Origin of the sequence: Aurantiacibacter zhengii (assembly GCF_003584125.1) — a bacterium.
Classification (GTDB): Bacteria; Pseudomonadota; Alphaproteobacteria; order Sphingomonadales; family Sphingomonadaceae; genus Alteraurantiacibacter; species Alteraurantiacibacter zhengii.
Genome location: NZ_QXFL01000004.1, coordinates 436,061 through 454,635, shown reverse-complemented (window position 1 = coordinate 454,635; position 18,575 = coordinate 436,061). Strand labels below are relative to the sequence as shown.

Annotated in this window: 20 protein-coding genes; 12 read left to right on the top strand and 8 right to left on the bottom strand. The window is 63.6% G+C overall.

The annotated features are described in order from the left end of the window. Positions 1–29 precede the first annotated feature (29 nt). Positions 30–176, top strand: a complete 147-nt coding sequence (locus D2V07_RS18690) for a hypothetical protein (RefSeq protein WP_199698783.1) — start codon at positions 30–32, stop codon at positions 174–176. A gap of 90 nt (positions 177–266) precedes the next feature. Here D2V07_RS18690 and D2V07_RS11575 read toward each other — a convergent pair whose 3' ends face one another. Next, a complete protein-coding gene (locus D2V07_RS11575) occupies positions 267–1,790 on the bottom strand; it encodes an alanine/glycine:cation symporter family protein (RefSeq protein ID WP_119587128.1) in 1,524 nt (507 codons plus the stop codon). Positions 1,791–2,064: 274 nt separating this feature from the next. On the opposite strand from D2V07_RS11575, the gene secE reads away from it, so the two are divergent. Both secE and nusG read left to right on the top strand, forming a co-directional pair. Further along, positions 2,065–2,295 (top strand): preprotein translocase subunit SecE, encoded by a 231-nt coding sequence (gene secE / locus D2V07_RS11570; RefSeq protein ID WP_119587127.1) that lies wholly within the window; start codon positions 2,065–2,067, stop codon positions 2,293–2,295. Between the two features lie 55 nt (positions 2,296–2,350). Further along, entirely contained in the window at positions 2,351–2,890 is a 540-nt protein-coding gene (gene nusG, locus D2V07_RS11565) for a transcription termination/antitermination protein NusG (protein WP_119587126.1), read from the top strand. Positions 2,891–2,950: 60 nt separating this feature from the next. Here nusG and D2V07_RS11560 read toward each other — a convergent pair whose 3' ends face one another. The 3 genes from D2V07_RS11560 to D2V07_RS11550 all read right to left on the bottom strand — a co-directional run bounded on the left by D2V07_RS11560 (position 2,951) and on the right by D2V07_RS11550 (position 5,063). Beyond that, the gene (locus D2V07_RS11560) at positions 2,951–3,355 is read right to left on the bottom strand and encodes a nuclear transport factor 2 family protein (protein WP_119587125.1); all 405 of its coding nucleotides are present in this window, start codon (positions 3,353–3,355) and stop codon (positions 2,951–2,953) included. Positions 3,356–3,521: 166 nt separating this feature from the next. Further along, positions 3,522–4,172 carry a PspA/IM30 family protein gene (locus D2V07_RS11555; protein WP_147366955.1) on the bottom strand — a complete coding sequence of 217 codons (651 nt, stop codon included), beginning with the start codon at positions 4,170–4,172 and terminating at the stop codon, positions 3,522–3,524. 72 nt (positions 4,173–4,244) lie between these two features. Continuing rightward, a complete protein-coding gene (locus D2V07_RS11550; protein WP_233548368.1) occupies positions 4,245–5,063 on the bottom strand; it encodes a CPBP family intramembrane glutamic endopeptidase in 819 nt (272 codons plus the stop codon). 440 nt (positions 5,064–5,503) lie between these two features. Between D2V07_RS11550 and rplK the strand changes: the two genes are divergently transcribed. The 5 genes from rplK (at position 5,504) to D2V07_RS11525 (ending at position 9,425) form a co-directional block, all read left to right on the top strand. Further along, on the top strand, positions 5,504–5,935 hold the full coding sequence (rplK, locus tag D2V07_RS11545; RefSeq protein WP_119587122.1) for a 50S ribosomal protein L11: 432 nt from the start codon (positions 5,504–5,506) through the stop codon (positions 5,933–5,935). Between the two features lie 4 nt (positions 5,936–5,939). Then, positions 5,940–6,632, top strand: coding sequence for a 50S ribosomal protein L1 (gene rplA / locus D2V07_RS11540; RefSeq protein ID WP_119587121.1), 693 nt, complete (start codon positions 5,940–5,942; stop codon positions 6,630–6,632). A gap of 192 nt (positions 6,633–6,824) precedes the next feature. Beyond that, on the top strand, positions 6,825–7,022 hold the full coding sequence (locus D2V07_RS11535) for a hypothetical protein (protein ID WP_119587120.1): 198 nt from the start codon (positions 6,825–6,827) through the stop codon (positions 7,020–7,022). 104 nt (positions 7,023–7,126) lie between these two features. Next, the gene (locus D2V07_RS11530) at positions 7,127–9,106 is read left to right on the top strand and encodes an acyltransferase family protein (protein WP_119587119.1); all 1,980 of its coding nucleotides are present in this window, start codon (positions 7,127–7,129) and stop codon (positions 9,104–9,106) included. Positions 9,107–9,188: 82 nt separating this feature from the next. Next, positions 9,189–9,425: a hypothetical protein gene (locus tag D2V07_RS11525; protein WP_147366953.1), complete on the top strand. Its 237-nt coding sequence runs from the start codon at positions 9,189–9,191 to the stop codon at positions 9,423–9,425. Positions 9,426–9,427: 2 nt separating this feature from the next. Here the strand turns inward: D2V07_RS11525 and D2V07_RS11520 are convergent, their stop codons facing one another. Genes D2V07_RS11520 through folD (D2V07_RS11505) form a run of 4 tightly spaced genes read right to left on the bottom strand, consistent with a single transcriptional unit; the run spans position 9,428 to position 13,621 of the window. Then, on the bottom strand, positions 9,428–10,195 hold the full coding sequence (locus D2V07_RS11520) for a competence/damage-inducible protein A (protein ID WP_119587117.1): 768 nt from the start codon (positions 10,193–10,195) through the stop codon (positions 9,428–9,430). Then, positions 10,192–11,742, bottom strand: a complete 1,551-nt coding sequence (locus D2V07_RS11515; RefSeq protein WP_233548367.1) for a flavin-containing monooxygenase — start codon at positions 11,740–11,742, stop codon at positions 10,192–10,194. The genes D2V07_RS11520 and D2V07_RS11515 overlap by 4 nt, the downstream gene beginning before the upstream one ends. A 48-nt stretch (positions 11,743–11,790) precedes the next feature. Then, positions 11,791–12,651, bottom strand: a complete 861-nt coding sequence (gene folD, locus D2V07_RS11510; protein WP_119587115.1) for a bifunctional methylenetetrahydrofolate dehydrogenase/methenyltetrahydrofolate cyclohydrolase FolD — start codon at positions 12,649–12,651, stop codon at positions 11,791–11,793. Positions 12,652–12,694: 43 nt separating this feature from the next. After that, on the bottom strand, positions 12,695–13,621 hold the full coding sequence (gene folD / locus D2V07_RS11505; protein WP_119587114.1) for a bifunctional methylenetetrahydrofolate dehydrogenase/methenyltetrahydrofolate cyclohydrolase FolD: 927 nt from the start codon (positions 13,619–13,621) through the stop codon (positions 12,695–12,697). A gap of 190 nt (positions 13,622–13,811) precedes the next feature. Here folD (D2V07_RS11505) and D2V07_RS11500 point away from each other — a divergent pair, with 190 nt between their 5' ends. The 4 genes from D2V07_RS11500 to D2V07_RS11485 all read left to right on the top strand — a co-directional run bounded on the left by D2V07_RS11500 (position 13,812) and on the right by D2V07_RS11485 (position 18,341). Beyond that, a complete protein-coding gene (locus D2V07_RS11500) occupies positions 13,812–14,423 on the top strand; it encodes a hypothetical protein (RefSeq protein ID WP_119587113.1) in 612 nt (203 codons plus the stop codon). Between the two features lie 214 nt (positions 14,424–14,637). Next, positions 14,638–15,651, top strand: a complete 1,014-nt coding sequence (locus tag D2V07_RS11495) for a histidine kinase dimerization/phosphoacceptor domain -containing protein (RefSeq protein WP_119587112.1) — start codon at positions 14,638–14,640, stop codon at positions 15,649–15,651. 76 nt (positions 15,652–15,727) lie between these two features. Further along, positions 15,728–16,270 carry a hypothetical protein gene (locus tag D2V07_RS11490; protein WP_119587111.1) on the top strand — a complete coding sequence of 181 codons (543 nt, stop codon included), beginning with the start codon at positions 15,728–15,730 and terminating at the stop codon, positions 16,268–16,270. Between the two features lie 67 nt (positions 16,271–16,337). Beyond that, a complete protein-coding gene (locus D2V07_RS11485) occupies positions 16,338–18,341 on the top strand; it encodes a TonB-dependent receptor plug domain-containing protein (RefSeq protein ID WP_119587110.1) in 2,004 nt (667 codons plus the stop codon). The last annotated feature ends 234 nt before the right edge of the window (positions 18,342–18,575 follow it).

The window sequence follows — 18,575 nt, the reverse complement described above, 5'->3', positions numbered from 1 at the left end:
CTCCATGTTTTCACGGAAAGGATACCGGCATGGCCAGAATCTTTCGCAGTAGCAAACCCGATAGCTGGAGCAGCCCGCGCTTCTACAGTGACGCAACCTATCGTTCGATGTCGCACGGCAAGATCCAGCCGATGGAAGAGCCGGGCTTTTTCGCTCGGCTCTTCGGTCGCGTGTAGCGCCGAATTCAGGACAACAGGAAAGGGGCCGGAAAGCATGTCGCTTTCCGGCCCCTTTTTCGTAATTGCGTCCAGGCGGGCGCGTTTATCCTAGTACTCTTCGGGCTCTTCCGGCGTATCCGCGTGGTAATCCGGACCTGCCTTCTTGTCGCCGCGAGCGAGGGCGAAGACCACGCCCGACAGCAGCAGCAGCGCCAGCAGGTTGGGCACGACCATCACCGCGTTGGCAATGTCGCCCATGCGCCAGATCAGGTCGCTCTCGCGGCTGGCGCCGACGAAGATGCCCACGCACCACAGCACCCGCCAGGCCATGTGCAGCACCTTTTCGCCCTTCAGATTCGAACCGGGGAAGCGGTCGTAGATGAAGGTGATGGCCCGCTCGCCGTAATAGCTCCACGTCAGCAGTGTGGTGAACACGAAAAGGAGTAGCGCGATACTGGCGATCAGCGTGCCGAGAGGGATCGCGGCAATCTCGAACGGGAATGCCGCGGCAAAGGCACCGCTGGTAACGGCAAAGCCGTCGAGGTCTGCCTGCCAGGCATGCAGCACCGGCTCGCCGTTATGGGTAAAATTGCCTTCCACCGTCAGGATCACCAGCGCCGTCATGGTGCAGATGACGATGGTGTCGATGAAAGTGCCCAGCATGGCCATGCGGCCCTGGAACTGCGGATCGTCGGTCTGCGCCACGGCATGTGCGATCGGGGTGGAGCCCTGGCCTGCCTCGTTCGAGAACAGCCCGCGCGCCACGCCGGCACGGATGGCGAGGATCACCGCCGCACCCACGAACCCGCCGCTGGCCGCCTGCGGGTTGAATGCCCCGTGGAAGATGCGCTGGAAGGTTTCGGGAATGTCCTGCAGGTTGAGCAGGATGGCGATGATGGCCATCACGATGTAGGCCGCCGCCATCACCGGGACGACCTTTTCCGCCACGTTGCCGATCGACTTGATGCCGCCGATGATGACGATGAAGACGAGGATCGCGACGATCAGACCGCCCAGCCATTCCTCTATCCCGAACAGTTCGTTCAGACCGTCTGCCACGGCATTGGCCTGGATCGCATTGCCGGTGACCAGGCCGCTGATGAGCGTGCCGATGCAGAAGAAGATCGCCAGCCAGGTCCATTTCGGGCCAAGACCCATCATGATGTAGCTCATCGGGCCGCCGCGCTTGGTGCCGTCGCTGGCGGTTTCGCGGTAGCGGATCGCGAGCGAGCCCTCGGCAAAGGCCAGCGCCATGCCGAACAGCGCCGTCACCCACATCCAGAAAATCGCGCCCGGCCCGCCCAGCGCGATGGCCGTGGCGACGCCGGCAAGGTTGCCGGTGCCCACCTGACCGGAAAGCGCGGTGGAGAGCGCGGCGAACGGCGAAATCTCACCATCGCCCCCGCTCTTGCGCCCGGCAAACAGGTTCTTCACCGCCGGGACGAGGTTGGTGATGGGATAGGCGCGCAGGCCGATCATGAACCACAGGCCCGCCCCCAGCAGGATGATTGCCAGTGGCGGGAATGGCAGGATGGTCGCCCCGTCCCAGGTTCCGCCCCAGATGAAATCGGCAACATTGGTGACCGGACCAAGCAGTTGCTGGTCCAGCGTCAGTTCTGTTTCAACGGCCATTCCTGTTATAATCCCTCATGCGTCCCTTGGATAAGCGCATAGTGCTATCGGCGCTCTGCCGCCCTGCATAGCCCCCACGTTGCATTTGTAACCGGGCGGCCGGAAAAGTGCCGCCTGCAAAGCCTTGCCAAGCCAGCACGGCGCGCCTAAATAGCCCCTCGTCTTCCGACATTGGAAACTTCGCCAGCCCCTCCCGGACATACAGCCCGGGGCGGCGAGGAGCCCTACCCGGAAGAGACGACACGAGTTTCAATCAGCAAGCGACGGACCGACCATGGCCCAAGAACCGAAACAAGCCGCAACGCCCCCGAAGAAGAAGCCCTCTCCGGGTGAGTTCATCCGCCAGGTGCGTGCGGAAACGTCCAAGGTGGTGTGGCCCACGCGCGAAGAGACGGTGCGCACCGCGATCTTCGTGTTCATCCTGGTGGTGATCCTGTCGCTGTTCTTCCTTGGCGTCGATTCGGTGTTCGGCTGGGTCGTGCAGCAGCTTCTCGCGCTGCTCTGATCGCCGTCCGCCGTACGTAAAGACTTCCAAGGTTCAGGTTAGAAGAGAGAGTTTCATGGCTGCCCGCTGGTATATCATCCACGCCTATTCCGGTTTCGAGAACAAGGTGCGCGACGCGATCCTTTCCGAAGCAGAACGCCTCGGCCTGTCCGAAGGCGTGGAGGAAGTGGAAGTCCCCACCGAAACCGTGACCGAGATCAAGCGCGGCAAGAAGGTGCAGACCGAACGCAAGTTCATGCCCGGCTACGTGCTGGCCAAGCTGAACATGACCGACGACGTGTACCACCTCGTGAAGAACACCCCGAAGGTGACCGGCTTCCTGGGCAACAACAACAAGCCGCAGCCGATTTCCGAAAAGGAAGCCGCGCGCTATTTCGGCGGCGTGGAAGAAGCCAAGTCGGCCCCCAAGAAGGACATCAGCGTCGATTACGAAATCGGCGACCAGGTCAAGGTGCTGGAAGGCCCCTTCGCCAGCTTCAACGGCGTGGTGGAAGAGCTGGATTTCGACAAGGCCAAGGTCAAGGTCAGCGTGTCCATCTTCGGCCGTGCAACGCCGGTGGAACTGGACTTCGAGCAGGTCGAACTGGTCAAGTAAAGTTCAGGCAAGACCGGGGGCGGGCTACGGCCTGCCACCAACCAACAAGCTTTCGGACTGTCAGCCATTTCCCATGGCGCGGGCTGTCCCCAGCGTATCGATGTATTGCTGAAAGCGAATGACTTTGCCGCTCTCCACTGTCCAGACGTGGGCGGCCGGGACGTCCAGCTTGTTCCCTGTTTGCCTGTGCGTCGCGGTGTAGCGGCCCATCGCCACCACCCTGTCGCCGCCGTCGACGATGTCGTTCATCTGGACTGCAAACCCGTCCCAGTCTTCAGCCGTCCGACCGAATACGCCTTTCATGATTTGCTGGGCACCTCGATAGGGATTGCCGTCCGCATAGGGATAGTTTTCCGCCTCGTTCCAGACGACATCCGGTGCCAGCGCATTTGTGAAAGCCGCCATGTCTCCAGCCGAGAACGCAGCATAAATCCCCTCGACCAGTTCCTTCGCAGAGCCCGCCATAATCACCCCCCATTTTTCAGGCCAAGAACGGCAGGCACCAACCTGCCTAGACCTGTCACGAAGGTTACGCGGCTCTGACCTGAAGGGAAAGGCTTCTCGGGATAACCCTGTGGCGAGGGCGGCCAATGCTCACCCGGCGTGGGCTGGCCGAGGCGCTGCCTTGACCCTACCTCTTCGCCCTCTTCCCCTTGCCAGCCATCGCGGCCAGTTCTGCCTCGATGGCGCTTTCCTGTTGCAGCCGGGCGATTTCGGCGTCGACGTCCACCGGTGAGGCCTGCTCGGCGCGGCTCGCGCTGAAGTCCATCCGGCGTTCCATCGCTTCCACGTTGTCGAGCCGGCTTTCGGCCTTGCTGGAGCGGGTCGGGGCAGCGCCAACGCTAGCCTTTACAGGCGCTGGCATCGCATCCAGCTTGGCCTGCGTTTCGGCGCGCTTGGCTTCGAGTTCGGCAATAGCCTTTTCGATCTCGCTTACTTCGGCGCGGGCATCCCTGGCCTCAGCCTCCAGCTGCGCGGCCAGCTTGCGGTCCCCCTCGCGCGCCATCAGGGCGGACCGGGCGAGGTCCTCGCGGCCCTTGTCGAGCGCGACCTTGGCCTTGGCGGTCCATTCTTCCGCCCCGTCGGCCTTGGCCTTCGCGTTCGTGGAGAGCCGTTCTGCCTTGCGCGCGGCCTTGGTCCGTTCGCCCTGCAGGGCGACGAGGCCGTCCTCGATCTCGCTACGCATCAGCAGCAGCATCTTGCGCGGGTCGCTCGCCTTGTCGAGCAGGCTCTCGACGTTGCTGGTGACCAGCTGGCCTACCCGTTTCGCGCGTTCGAACATCACCACAGCCCCTTCAGTTCCAGTTCGTAAGGCACTGGCATAGAGCGTTTAAGGAATAGGGCAAGCGAACTGCTATCCCGTCATCCAGCCCAGCTTGTCGGCATAGGCGAGGCTCATCGAAACCGTGTCCACCGCGGCGTGGGCAATGATCGCGGCCCACAGGTTGCCGCCACAGCGGTTGCGAATCCAGCCAAGGAACAGGCCGACCATCGCCGTCACCATCATGCCGCCCATCCCCTGGTAGGCGTGCGGCAGGCCGAACAGCAGTGCCTGGATCACCAGCACGGCCCAGGGCCGCCCGCGCAGGCCGGAAAGCCGCTCCAGCCGGTCCATCAGGAAACCGCGATAGAGCACTTCCTCGCCGAAACCGGCGGCGAACCATGCGACCGCCACGATCCACAGGGCCAGCAGGGCGGGGCTTTCGGTCACCAGTTCCAGGATGAACGTGGGGTCCGGTGCGCCAAGCCCCATGGCTTCCGCCAGCCGCGCACCCACCGTGAAGATCAGCAGCGTCCCGCCAAGTCCCAGCGCGGCCCAGCCGAGGGTGGAGCGCCAGTTGGCAGGCGCTTCCAGCCGGACGGCCTCCTTCCAGCGCCCCTCCCGCCGCAGCCACAGCCATGCGACGAGAATGCCCGCCACCGCACTGGCGACGACGGTGGAGACGACGAGGGCGGACCCGAGCTGCGGCTCGACAGGTTCGGCGCCTGGATTCTCCAGCGCAGCCATGACGGTTTCGATCAGCACCGGCAGGGTCGGCAGGATGCTGGCGATCAGGTAGGCCAGCGCCACGGTGATGAACTGGGCAATGAAAAGCGGCCAGCCGATCGGATGTTTGAGCTCCGCCAACGGCGGTGTCGGCCCCTTGGCCGCGATGTCGGTCTGGTTATCCAATGCGCTCCCCTGTGTTTCTGTCGGGCTTGTGCGGGCAGGATTTGCCCGGCGCAAGCCTACCGTGCAGACTTTCCTACGTGCTGGTGACCGCGTCACGGTCGCACGCATGGTTAGTGGCTGTTTCTTGATGAATTGTGCGGGTTCGGAATGCCGGTGGGCGAAAGGTCACAGTCCTTGCGCCCTCTTTCCGCACAACCTATTGAGAAATAGCCTGAAAAAGGCAATTGAAGGTTTCTCAATCGGCCCGGTTGCCTGTTCCACGTTGCCACCGGCCCGACTGGCCAAAACCCTTGCAATCGGCGCGAGATTCGCTATTTGCGCGCCTTCCCAGCTGACAGCTTGGAAATCCGCGCGGGAGGCCCGTCATCACGGACCGCTTGACCGCTTAACATGAGCTTCCCGCCCCCGGCGCGAGGCAAGAGTGAGAAAAGGAGGCCATCATGGCCAAGAAGATCGAAGGTTACATCAACCTTCAGGTGCCCGCCGGCGCCGCCAACCCCTCCCCGCCGATCGGCCCTGCGCTGGGTCAGCGCGGCGTGAACATCATGGAATTCTGCAAGGCCTTCAACGCCGCCACGCAGGACCTGGAAAAGGGCGCTCCGATCCCGACGAAGATCACGGTCTATGCCGACCGTTCGTTCACCTTCGTCACCAAGAGCCCGCCCGCCAGCTTCCTCATCAAGAAGGCGATGAAGATCAAGTCGGGTTCGAAGGAGCCGGGCAAGAACATCATCGGTTCGATCAAGACCAGCCAGCTGGAAGAGATCGCCCAGCAGAAGATGGCCGATCTGAACGCCAACGACGTCGACCAGGCCGTGAAGATCATTGCCGGTTCCGCCCGTTCGATGGGCATCGAAGTGGTGGAGGGCTAAGATAATGGCAACGCTTACCAAGAAGCAGAAGACGCTGGCCGAGCTCGATAACGAGAAGCTGTACACCGTCGATGAAGCCATCGCCACGCTGCGCGAGCACAAGGCCAAGTTCGACGAGACCGTCGAAGTCGCCATGAACCTGGGTGTCGATCCGCGTCACGCCGACCAGATGGTGCGCGGCATGGTGTCGCTGCCTTCGGGCACGGGCAAGGACGTGAAGGTTGCCGTGTTCGCGCGCGGCGACAACGCCGACAAGGCGCTGGCTGCCGGTGCCGACAAGGTCGGCGCGGAAGACCTGATGGAAGACATGCAGAACGGCAACCTCGATTATGACCGCGTGATCGCCACGCCGGACATGATGGGCGTCGTCGGTCGCCTCGGTAAGGTTCTCGGCCCCAAGGGCCTGATGCCGAACCCGAAGCTGGGCACTGTCACCCCGAACGTGGAACAGGCCGTGAAGGACGCCAAGGGCGGCCAGGTCGAATTCCGCGTGGAAAAGCAGGGCATCATCCACTCCGGCATCGGCAAGCTTTCCTTCGACGATGCAGACCTGAAGAAGAACTTCGAGGCGCTGACCCAGGCTATCGTCAAGGCGAAGCCGACCGGCGCGAAGGGCAAGTATGTGCGCAAGGTCTCGCTGACCAGCACAATGGGCCCGGGCCTGAAGATCGACCTTTCGGAAGTCGAAGGCGCCTGACCCGCGCTCAGGTAGCGAAGCGGCGGCGCAGCAGCGAAACCGCTTTCCTACCGGACAGATCAATAGCGAAGAAGCCGGAGAAGCGATTCTCCGGCCTCTTTGCGTTTCGTTAGGGCTTTTGGCGTAGTTAACTTTTCCCAAAGGCGCGCCACAGGGATTTGACGATGGCTCGCCTTAACAGGGGACCAAGTCATGTCGAAAGTAACACTGGGCGTTTTCATCGCTGCCATCGCGCTTATCGTGGTGGCCGTCGCACTCGATTCCGCGGTCTTCGCGGGCGGCAGCGGAATTATCCTGATGGTCGGGCTGATCTATGCGTTCGTCGTCGCCCGGCGCGATGCCGAGCGCGGCGAAGTGGCGCGGCCCGCTGGCGTGAACGCTGCCGAATAACGGGCGGAGAGCGCAGGCTCCCTGCCAGCACCTCCGGCATTGCCCGAGCGGCTTCGCGCCGCCTTGCTTGCCTTTGGCGTGCCGTTGCCGAATAGGCATCGGCAATGACGCTGGATTATCGCCGTGACATAGACGGTTTGCGAGCCGTGGCCGTGTTGGCGGTGGTGCTGTGCCATGCGGGCCTGCCCGGTTTTGCGGGCGGCTTCGTCGGGGTCGACGGTTTCTTCGTCATCTCCGGCTACCTCATCTGCGGGATCCTGGCCCGCGAGCTGGACGCGGGCTCGTTCTCGCTCGCCAGCTTCTACGAGCGGCGCGTTCGGCGCATCTTGCCGCCGCTGTTCGCGGTGATCGCCGCTTGCTTTGCGGTGGGCTGGTTCCTGCTGCCCCCGCCAGCCTATCTCGACCTTGCGCGCTCCGCCATTCCGGCGGCGCTGTTCTGGTCGAACCTGCACTTTCGCGGCGAGGGCAGCGACTACTTCGCCCCCGCCGCCGAGTTCCAGCCGCTGCTGCACACCTGGTCGCTGGCGGTGGAGGAGCAATTCTATATCGCCGTTCCGCTGGCACTCTGGCTGGCCTGGCGCATCGACCGCCGCCTGCTTGCGCCCGCCGTCGTGGTGGCGACCCTCGCGTCCTTCGCGTGGAGCGTGCGCATGGTAGACGCGACGCCCACGGGCGCCTTTTACGCGATCCAGTCGCGGGCGTGGGAGCTTGGCGTGGGTGCGATGCTGGCGCTGGGCGGAGCGCGTATCACCCTGTCGCGCAGAGCAGCGGAGGTCCTCGCGGGACTGGGCCTGTGCGCCATCGGATATGCGGTGGCGGCCTACGACGGGTCGACACCTTTCCCCGGTGTGGCCGCCCTGGTCCCGGTGCTGGGGACGGCCGCGCTCATCTGGGCGGGGCAGGTCCATGGGACCTTTGCGACGCGCTTCCTCTCCCTGCCACCGCTAGTCTGGGTGGGACTGATTTCCTATGCGCTCTACCTGTGGCACTGGCCCGCGCTGGTGCTGACGCGGCATCTCACCGCCGACTTCGAACCGCCACTGACCGCCACGGTGCTGGCCATTGCGGCATCGGTGCTGCTCGCATGGGCCAGCACGCGACTGGTCGAGGCGCCGCTACGCCGCAGAGGCGCACAGGCTGTGCTTGGCCGCAATGCGGTGTTCGTTGGCAGCGCGTTGGCGGCCATTGCCATCGTGGCCACCGCCAACCTGGTGATCCGCAGCGACGGAGCCTGGTCGCGCGCACCGGACGCGCGCGACATGGTGGAGCAGGCAACCACGCGAACTGTGCTGGAGGAAAGCTGCCGTGCAAACTGGCGCGCGACAAGGACTGCGTGCCGCCTCGGCGCGGCGGACAAGGTTCCGCAGGTGCTGCTGTGGGGAGACAGCCACGCGGCTTCGCTGCTGCCCGGCCTCGATCGGTTGCTTCGCGAGCGCGGAGTGGCAGGCGCGGCGGCAGTTACGACCGCCTGCCCGCCGATCCCGGGTTTTCGGCGCTCAAGGCATGGAGAGGACTTGGATTGCGCGGTGCAAAACGCTGCCGCCCTGCGCCTGCTGATCGAGCGACCCGATGCCTATCGTACCGTCATCCTGAGTTCGCGCTGGGTAAGCCACATGACGCAGGTCATGGGGGCAGCCGAGCCAGGCACTCACGATCCGCTGGTGTCTGTCGAAAGCGGAAAGGCTATTCCGCAAGAACGGGCCGGTGTGGTGGTAGAAGAGGTCCTGACCCGGCTGGTCGACAGCATCACCGCCAGTGGCCGCCAGGTCGTGATCGTGGGCGGGGTACCCGAACAGGCGCACGATGTGCCGCAGCTTTATCTCGCGTCCCGTTTCGGCGGACTGGTCCGGTTCGAGCCGAGGCCGCTTGCCACGGTGCGCCAGCGCGAAGCGCCGGTAGACGCGATCCTGCAGCGGCTGGCCATGCGCCCCGGTGTAACGCTGATCGATACGGCCGGGGTCATGTGCGAAAGCGATTGTCCGCTAATGGCAGGCGGTCATCTCCTCTACCGCGACAGCAACCACCTCTCCACCTTTGCATCGAGGTGGCTGGTACCGCAGATGTTCAAGAGCGTGGAGTTCTGACGGACTTCCCTTCGCCAGAGGGCATCGGCCTTTTCGGAAACTTGCGCGGCACGCTGCGTTGATTTTCCGAAAGGAATTTTCGATGTCTGGAAGAATCATCGCCATCGTACTTGCCCTGGCCGTGATCTTCGGCCTGTCAGTCTGGGTCGATAATCGCATCGCCGCGGGTGCGGGCGCCCTGCTGTTACTCGCCGGCCTGATCTACGGCTACGTGCAGACCAAACGCACAACCCCCGCTGAAGACGCGCGCTCCGAACGCAGCGCCCGCGAAGTGCGCGAGGAGATTGTCAGGGCCGAGGAAGAGCGCGGGACGCGCTAGGGTCAGATTCCGCCAGGTGTGAAGTCGTACCCCTCTTCGGCCAGAGCCTCGCTGAGGGTGTCGACCGCGCTGTTCAGCACATCACGGCTGGTGGATCGGATCACGAAGTTCGCCCCCACCTGGCCTTCCCGGAAGAACGGATAGCTGCCGATCTGGCAATCCTCGTGAGCCTTTTCGACTTCGCGAAGGATGTGAGCGATCTCGCTCTCGGCAGTCCAGCAGCCCACCGTTTCACTAAGCAGCGGCGCGCCCCCTTCGAGTTGGCCGGTCAATCCGTCCAGCATTTGAGCAGTGATGTGCGGCACGCCTGCCATCAGGAACAGGTTGCCGTGGCGGATACCCGGTGCGCCTGACATGCGGTTGGGAATGAGGTCGGCCCCTTCTGGCACCCTTGCCATGCGAAGCCGCGCTTCCGTAAGTCCACCGGGCTTGGCGGCGTAATAGGCGGCCAGCATGTCGCGAGCTTCGGGGTGGATCACCACCGGTACGCCCAAGGCCGCTGCCACGGCATCGACAGTGATATCGTCATGCGTGGGGCCAATGCCGCCCGTGGTAAAGACATAATCGTAAGCGTCGCGAAGGGCGTTTACCGCATCGCCGATCGCACCCATGTCGTCCGACACCACGCGCACCTCGGTCAGGCGAATGCCCTGCACCTGCAGCCAGCTGGCGACCTGGGCGATATTCTTGTCTGCCGTGCGGCCCGACAGGATTTCGTCACCGATCACCACCATGCCGGCGGTCCATACCTTGTCCGGGGACTTGTTCATTCGGCGGCGATCTTCTCATGGTCTGGGGTTTCATCTGCCTGGGAGGCGGCTGGCGCTGGGCGAAAGCGCAGGACCCCGTCGGCGACCGGGCGCTGGCGGAAATCCCGGCGATCTTCAAGGTAGTTGTGCTTCAGTGTCCAGGGTCGATCGGCTGCAACCTTCGGCATCAGGCCGCGGGCGCGGTTGAGATAGCCCGAGCTGTAGTCCCAGGGTTCCACAGCTTCGGGTTCATCCTCCGGTGCCAACTCGGCCACCGCCACGTCGGCCCCGCGCCTTTGCATCTCGTTCAGCACCTCGCAGGTGTAGCGGGAGTTGGAATCCGCGCGAAGGGTCCAGCTGGCATTGAGGTAGCCGAAAACGAAGGACAGGTTCGGCAGGTTCGAGAACATGGCACCGCGATAGAAGAAGTGCCCGGTCCAGTCGACCGGCTCACCATCGACAGAGACTTCCACCTTGCCTGCCAGCACCAGCCGCAGACCCGTGGCGGTAACGACCATGTCGGCGGGCAGGTGCTCGCCCGATTGCAGATTGATGCCATGGGCGTCGAAGCCTGCAATATGGTCTGTAACCACTGCGGCCTTGCCCGCGTTGATGGCGTGGAACAGGTCGCTATCGGGCACGAGGCACAGGCGCTGCTCCCACGGGTTGTAGGGCGGCTCGAAATGCTTCGGATCGTAATTCGCGCCCAGTTCGTCCTTCAGCATACCGCGCAATTTGTCAGCCAGCTTCTGCGGCTTTCGGCGGGCGAGGCTGAAGACGTAACTGCGCAGGGCAATGTTCTTCCAGCGCGTGAGGCGGTAGGCGAATTTCTCCGGAAACCAGCGCAGGAATCGCTTGTTCCAAGCATCCTGCCGCGGGCCTGCCCCCATCCAAGTGGGCGTGCGCTGCAGCATGGTGACGCTACGAGCCTTGTCAGCCATCGCCGGCACCAGCGTCACCGCCGTCGCGCCAGAGCCGATCACCACCACGTTCTTTCCCGCGTAGTCGATCTCGTCCGGCCAGAACTGCGGGTGGATCACCTGCCCACCGAAGCTTCCGATATCAGGGATCTGCGCGTCGTGGGGATTGTCGTAATCGTAATAACCGCTGGCGAAATGAAGCCAGCGCGCAGTGATTACGCTCTGGGCGCCATCCGCCCCTCGCGAAGTGATCGTCCAGCGCGCTGTCATGGAATCCCAGTCGGCAGACAGCACCTCCTGGCCGAAGCGGATGTTCTCGCGAATGCCGCGTTCGTCGGCAATGCGGTTGAGATATTCCAGGATATCGGGCCCGCCCGCGATCGCATCCTCGTGCCGCCATGGCTCGAAATTGAAGCCCAGCGTGTGCATGTCGGAATCCGAACGTACGCCGGGATAGCGGAACAGGTCCCACGTGCCGCCGATCCGATCGCGCCGTTCCAGGATGGTGTAGCTATGATCGGGGGACAGCATGCCGATGTGCGCGGCCATCGAAATGCCCGATATGCCCGCGCCTATGATGCAGATGTCGGTTTCGGGCTGCGGCATTGGTGACCTGTCTGGTTGCGTATCGATACTGAATTCACTCATAGGGCCAGATCGTCAGGTGGCAAAGGGTGGCTTTGGTCCGCAAGCCGTTCAGGCGGAGAGTGCCTTTGCAGCCTGCACCGTGTTGGCCAGCAGAACGGCGATGGTCATCGGGCCCACGCCACCGGGAACGGGGGTGACGGCACGGGCATGCTGCACCTCGTCAAAGGCAACGTCGCCCACCAGCCTGTCCTTGCCGTTTTCGCCCGGCGTCCGGTTGATGCCCACGTCGATGACGATGGCACCGTCCTTGATCCAGTCGCCCTTCACAAAATTGGCGATACCCACGGCCGCCACCACGATATCGGCGGCGCGCGCCTTTCCCGGCAGGTCGCGAGTTTTGCTGTGCGCAATCGTGACCGTGCAGCCGAGCGCGGTCAGCATCATGGCCACGGGCTTTCCGACGATGTTGGAGCGCCCGATCACCAACGCGTCCATCCCGGCAAGGTCGGGTTCCACCGATTGCAGCAGCTTGATGCAGCCCAGCGGCGTGCAGGGCCGCAGTCCGCCGGTCCCGGTCGACAGGCGGCCCACGTTTACGGGGTGAAACCCGTCCACATCCTTGGCCGGATCGATAGCCTCGATCACGGCGCGTTCGTCGATGTGATCGGGCAGGGGCACCTGCACCAGGATGCCGTGGACATGGGCGTCGGCATTGAGCCTGCCGATCAGGGCGAGCAATTCATCCTGCGTGGTTGCAGCAGGCAAGCGGTGTTCGGCAGATCGCAGGCCCACGCGTTCGCAGGCCCTGACCTTGTGCGTGACGTAGACCTCGCTGGCGGGGTCATCACCCACCAGCACCACGGTAAGGCCGGGACGCTCCCTGCCCGCGGCAACCATTGCGTCGATCTCTGCCTTTGTTAACGCGTCCAGCTCACGCGCAATTGCGCGTCCGTCGATCTTTTCTGCCATGGCGGTGACATTTCACCAGGAAAGGCGCGAAGGCAAGCCCGGCTCAGCGCCCTGCGAGCACGCCGCGACCGGGGGCGTCGGCGTAGTCGTCACCGGTCATGATCGACCTGCCCTCGAACAGGTTGCGCGCCGCCTGCACGGTGTTGGCCAGCAGGCAGGCGATGGTCATGGGACCAACCCCGCCGGGCACGGGAGTAACCGCGCGGGCATGCTGCACTTCGTCGAACTTCACGTCGCCCACCAGCCGGGTCTTGCCGTGCTCGCCAGGCATGCGGGTTATTCCCACGTCGATGATGACCGCGCCATCCTTGACCCAGTGGCCGCGCACAAGTTCGGGCGCACCGGCGGCGGCCACGATGATATCGGACTGGCGACAGATTTCCGGCAAGCCGTGGGTGTTAATGTGCGTGACGGTGACCGTGGCTTCCGCATCCAGCAACAGGTTCGCCACCGGCTTACCCACGATGTTGGACTTGCCGATCACCACTGCGGACTTGCCGGTGAGATCGGGAATGACGCTGCGCAGCAGTTCCATCACGCCCAGCGGAGTACAGGGCACGATGCCCCCGGTACCAGTGGACAGACGGCCGACGTTGACGGGGTGGAAACCGTCGACGTCCTTGTCGGGAGAGATGGAGCGAAGCACCAGGCGGGCATCGATGTGGCCGGGCAGCGGCACCTGGCACAGGATGCCGTGCACGTCGTCGTCCCGGTTCAGGCGATCGATCAGCGCCAGCAGGTCATCCTGCGATGTTTCGGCGGGCAGCCGATGCTCGGTGGAGCGGATTCCCACGTTCTCGCAGGCCTTGATCTTGCGGCGAACATAGACTTCGCTTGCCGGATCTTCGCCCACTAGGATTACGGTGAGGCCCGGCGCGGGATGACCCTCGGCCACCAAAGCCTCTACATCGGCCCTGGTTTTCACGTCCATCTGGCGCGCGATTGCACGGCCGTCGATAATCTCTGCCATGTCAGGCAAGGCTCCAGTCTTGTCGGTCGGGTGCGGGCCGCTGGCCCTTGCTGCAATCGCCACGGTTCGCCGCGATCGCTCCACGCTGTGCGCATAGTGGGAAAGGGCCGTTCTTGCACCCCAAAAAGCTGCCGTGCCTTTTTCTCCCTTTCGCTTGCCCGATGGGGGCAGGTTGCGGCATGCTCGGCAGATGGTTGCGCGTTTCCTCATCATTCTGGCGGCCCTGTTCATCGGCCAGCCTGCCCTCGCAGACGATCACGATGCCACGCTGGAAGGGCACTGGGCCTTTCGTATCGACGAGGCCACGATCTTTGTCTTCACCTTGCAGGAAGAGGCCGATGGCAGTTGGGCCGGCGCGTGGTCGAGGCCGGAGGCGATCGACAGCAACGGAGTGATCTTCCGTGACATGAGCGGGGAGCAGACCGTGCGCCCGATGGTAACGGCAGAGCGTGACGGGGTGGTGCAGCTGACCTTCGCCGGACCCGAGGGGACGAGGCGCAACGACGTTCTGCAGTTTCGCCTGCTGGAAGAAAACCGCGCAGAGCTCAACTACGTCGGAATTCCCGGCGATCCCTATCCACTAATCCGGGTGAATGGTGACACGCCGCTGGGACCGTTCGACGATATCCGCATCTATGATCGCGATAATGCCGTGATCGAAGCCGAATATGTAGAGCCCGTCGAAGCGGATCCGCTCGAACCGCTTCAGGATATGGCGCTGGCACCGGAAGAAACAGGCGCCGGCGACGATGAAGAAAGCGAAGTGCCGCGCATTACTGCCGATTTTCTCGAGGGGCTGTGAGAGCGGGCGGCGCATGCACTGTCGACATCCAAGGGCGGTCGTCCTGTTCGACATTGCCACAAATACCGAACCGGTAGCGGCATTGACTGAGCACTCTCGCCTCGTTCCAACCCATTGACAAACCGGCAATCGTGACTCGCAAATACGGCCCAAAGGCTGTATCAGGTCAGCGAGAGCGATCATTTCCGCGTCGCTATGGAAAGGCTGATGCACGATGCATCGCGTTGCCAATTTCGATGTTGCCAAACAGTTCAAGAGCGAGCGGATAGGCCTGTTCGTCAAGATCCTGTTCGGTCTCGGCTGCGCGCTTGCCATGGTGGGCCTGCGCGTGGTGGTGGATGTGTGGGTGCCAACCGCCGGTCCTTTCGCCATGGTCTATCCCACGGTGCTGATCGCCACCCTGTTCGCCCATTGGCAGGGCGGGGTCACTGCCTTTCTCGCCAGCTTCCTATGGGCGTGGTATTTCGTCCTCGCTCCGGTGCGCGCCTGGGGTTTCGAAGTGGCAACCGCCCCCTCACGCGTCATCGTCAATGCTGTCGCCGTAATCATTGTACTGGTCCTGGCCGAAGCATTCCGCCGCGCCGTCGCCAGTGCGCTGCAGGAACGCGACCACGAGATCGAGCGGCGCGTGATGTTGCAGCAGGAGCTGGAACACCGCACGAAGAACAATTTTGCCCTCGCTGCCAGCCTGCTGGAAATGCAAAAGCGCCGCGAACAGATGCCCGAAGTCGCCGCCGCGCTGGAACAGGCGATCGCCCGCATCCACTCGTTCTCTTCCGCCTATGCGAACCTGGCCATGACGCAGGGAGAGGGCGCGATGGTGACGATGCAGGATTACCTGGTGGACGTGGTGGACAGGGTCACCCGCGGGGCATTCCTGGAAAACGTGAAGGTGGAAGTCGATGTCGGCAAGGAGAGGGTGACCATGCCCCGCGAAACAGCGGTGGCGATCGGTCTGTTCACGAACGAGGCGCTGACCAATTGCGCCAAGTATGCTTTCCCCGACGGGCGTGAAGGCCAGGTCTCCGTCCGCTTTGATGGCAACGACGGCGACTGGCGTTTGGAAATCGAGGATAACGGCGTAGGTACCTCTCAGGCAGACGACAGTTCTTCCGGTATTGGGGAGCGTCTTTTTGCCGCCTTCGCCCAGCAGGCCCAGGCGGAGTACCAGATCGATGCAAGGCCGGGCGGCCGCTCTTTGCGACTAGCCAGCCAATCGGTCAATTGAACCGGCTCCTTCGGATCGTGGCCGGTTCTACTCCAGTGCAAAGCTTCGCGTGGGCAGCGCCGCGTGGTTCCAAGCCATGAAACTTAGCCGCCGCAACCTCATTGTCGCAGCCATTGGTGTACCGGCGGTAGCAGCTTCGGGATGGAGCCTGCGCGGGCAAGCCGGAATACCCGCAGCCGTCTATGGCGAAGATCTCTTGGCGGGTCGCACCTTCGCAAGGGCGCTCGGCGCGGCTGGACTTCCGACCCTTGCTGTCGCGGGCGATCCGCTGACTGCAGCGCGCGACGTGCTTCGGCAGCGGCCACCCAGGCTTGCGGGCGTCACCACCGATGCCGATGCCCAGGCTTTCGCCAGTGCCGGTGTGGAGCAAGGTTATGAAATGGCATTCCTGCTGCGCGGAAACGACCATGGCTGCTCGGGCTTTACTGACAATCCCGCCTGGAATCCTTCGATCCGAATGGCGGTGGGTGCGGGGAAGGAATGGCTCGGCACCTTTGCAGGTTTTGTGAAAAAGCCGGACGAGCCGCTTCTGGCGGGCGGCACGGGATTTCACAATGGCACTCTCGTATCCGCCTGGCTCCTGCTGCCTTCGCCCGGCACGTCACCGCGCACCGCCTAAACGCCGGGGTGACGCGATGCCCTGGGATCGCTAGTGCCCCGCCGATGTGTTGCGAATTGCTCTTCCGATGAAATACCTCCTCTTCGCCACCGCCGCGGCGCTCTGCAGTGCGCCGGCCCTTGCGCAGGAGGAAAATGCCGGCGATCCGATCATCGTGCTGGGGGAAGGGCTGGAGGATGCCCCGTCCGTACCCGCCTATTCCGTAATCGAGCTGGACCGCCAGCAGATCATTGCGACAGGATCGGGCACCGTGGAGGATGCGCTGGGCTCGGTGGCCGGGTTCCAGCAGTTCCGCCGCTCCGACAGTCGCAGTTCCAACCCAACCGCCCAGGGCGCCACGCTCAGGGCTTTGGGGGGCAACGCCTCGAGCCGCGCGCTCGTGCTGCTCGACGGGGTGCCCATGGTCGATCCGTTCTTCGGCTATGTGCCGTTCAATGCCCTGGCGCCGGAGCGTCTGTCGTCAATCCGTGTGACCCGTGGCGGCGGCTCCGGTCCATTCGGCGCGGGAGCGCTGGCTGGAACGATCGAGCTGACCAGTGCCGACGCCGCGACGCTCGGCCTTGTCAGCGGGCAGGCGCTGCTAAACGATCGTGGCGGTACGCAGTCGTCCCTCACTGTCGCGCCGCAGTGGGACGGCGGCTATGCCGTGGCGAGTGGCCGTTTTGACCGCGGCAAGGGGTTCTTTACCACCCCGCAAGCAGAGCGGGTGCCGGCCACTTCCCGCGCCAGTTACGAAAGCTGGTCCATCAGCGGGCGCGCGGTCCAGCAACTGGGCGATGCGCTGGAAGTGCAGGTGCGCGGTCTTGCGTTCGAGGACAATCGCACCTTGCGTTTCGAGGGTGCGGACAGCATGATCCGGGGCGAAGACCTGTCGCTGCGCGTCGTTTCGCGCGGAGCGTGGCAGGTGGACGCGCTAGCCTATGCCCAGTGGCGAAATTTCTCCAACGTGGTGATTTCCTCCACCCGCTTCGTGCGCGTGCTGGATCAGAAGGATACTCCCGCGAGCGGCTATGGCGGAAAGATCGAGGTGCGTCCTCCGCTCGGCACTAACCATACGCTGCGCCTGGGTGCCGATTATCGTAGTAACGAAGGCGACCTGTTCGAGGATGCCTACTCAGCCTTCAGCGGCAATCTTACCGAGAACCGCTTTGCCGGTGGCAGCAACATGGACTTGGGGTTCTATGCAGAGCATGACTGGCAGTACGGCCCGATCACGCTGACCGGCGGCCTGCGCGCAGACCGCTATTCCATCGAAAACGGTTTTTACCGCGCGGTTGAACCGGACGGAACCGTGGTTACCGATGAAGACTTCGCCGACCGTTCCGACTGGGAAGTGACTTGGCGGGCGGGCGCGCGACTTCAGATCAGCCGCAAGCTGACCTTGCGCGGCGCTGCCTACAGCGGTTTCCGCCTGCCGACGATCAACGAACTTTACCGCCCCTTCGTCGTCTTCCCGGTGGTGACGCAGGCCAATGCCGCGCTCGAACCGGAGCGGCTTGAGGGCTGGGAACTGGGCATGGACATGCAGGCGGCCGACTGGATGCACCTGTCGGCCACGTTCTTTGACAACAGGGTGGAAAATGCCATCGCCAATGTGACGCTGGAGCCGAACCTGCGCCAGCGCCGCAACCTTGATGCCATTGACGCGCAGGGACTGGAACTTGGCACCCGGCTGGCCTTCGGGACTTTCGGCTTGAATGCGACGCTTTCACTGGTCGCTCCGGAAATAGAAGGGACAGGCCCGGCATCCGTGCTGGATGGCAACCTTCCTCCGCAAACGCCGACGTTCGCTGCCAGCGCTACGGCGACGTGGCAGCCAGCGGATGGGGCGCTGTTCGCGGCTACCCTGCGACATGTCGGGCGCCAGTACGAAAGCGATCAGGAAACGGAGCCGTTGCCCGCCGCAACGACGGTTGACCTGTTTGCCCAGCTACCGCTGTTCGGCGCACTTTCCGGCGTGGTGCGCGTGGAAAACCTGCTGGATGAAACGATCGTGACCCGGAACAGCGAAGGTGCTTTAGACCTGGGAGAGCCGCAGACGTTCTGGATCGGCCTGCGCTACGGCTTCTAGCCAGCACGGTGATTGGATACCGGCGGTCGGCCCGCCGGCGGGCTTACGGAATCCGGTTGCCGCGGTGCCGACGTTTCTTCGCACGTCGAAACCACCAGATCGCGATGAGGGTCGCAATCACCACGAGGGCCACAATGCCGAGGCCGGCGAATTCGCGCATTACCGAAATACCTTCTGTGCCCCGGCTTTCCTCCGGGATGCTTCGTCAAGGTAAACCCCGAAGCCAGCCGATGT